The following is a 978-nucleotide window of genomic DNA, read 5'->3' on the forward strand; positions in this document are numbered from 1 at the left end:
TCCGCTCCATTCCACTATCCTTTTAAAATAATATTTATTTGCAACAATCTACGAAAACAACCTTTTAAAAGACAAAATTAAAAACAAAAAAATCGCCCGATTCTGTATAATGAAGTTACCACACCACTTTATACAAGAAAGGAACGATTTTTTTATGAAATATGATCATATTTCTTTCGTTAATTATAACATGAATCAGTTAGTTCTTCCATTAGACCTTGAAATTCTCATCCCTCAAAATCATTTATCTATCATTGTTCATGAAGCTGTAGAAAAGCTAGACGATACTTTGTTGGTTCAACCTTACAAAGGTGGTGGACGCCCATCATATCATCCAAAAATGTTACTTAAAGTCATCATTTATGCTTATACACAAAAAGTTTACTCAGGAAGACAAATAGAGAAATTACTAACCGAAAATATCTACTTTATGTGGTTAAGTGGTAGTCAAACTCCTGATTTTCGTACGATTAATCGTTTTCGATCGGAGCGAATGAAAGACATAATCTATCAAGTTTTCTTTTCAATTGTAGAGTTACTACGTGAAAAAGGATTAGTCAAGCTGGAGCACTATTTTGTAGATGGGACTAAGATCGAAGCAAATGCAAATCAGTATACTTTTGTTTGGAGAAAAGCGACAGAGAAATATGAAAAAAGTTTAGATGATAAATATCGTCAACTCGCTTTACAAATTGAGCATATCCTTGAAAAAGAGGAAAAGACCGCCACTTCCATGGGGCTAGAAGAAAAGTTAAAAGAAACTCCGATTACCTCGGAACAGATTGAACAAAGTATTAAAAAGTTAGAAAAGCATTTAGAGACAGAACCCAAAAATAAAGAGGCGAAAAAAGCTGTTCGATTATTAAAGAAAGACTACCTTCCTCGAAAAGTGAAATATGAAGAACAAAATCAACTTTTCAATGGAAGAAACAGTTTCTCGAAAACAGATAATGATGCGACCTTTATGAGAATGAAGGA

General features: G+C 32.8%; 1 protein-coding gene. It reads left to right on the forward strand.

Going from position 1 to position 978, the window contains the following annotated elements; all coding sequences use genetic code 11:
* Window positions 1-154: 154 nt before the first annotated feature.
* On the forward strand, window positions 155-978 hold an 824-nt coding region (locus COD11_RS21810; protein ID WP_176551195.1), incomplete at its 3' end, for a transposase.

The organism is Bacillus sp. AFS040349 (genome assembly GCF_002577655.1).
In the GTDB taxonomy this organism is placed as follows: domain Bacteria; phylum Bacillota; class Bacilli; order Bacillales; family Bacillaceae; genus Metabacillus.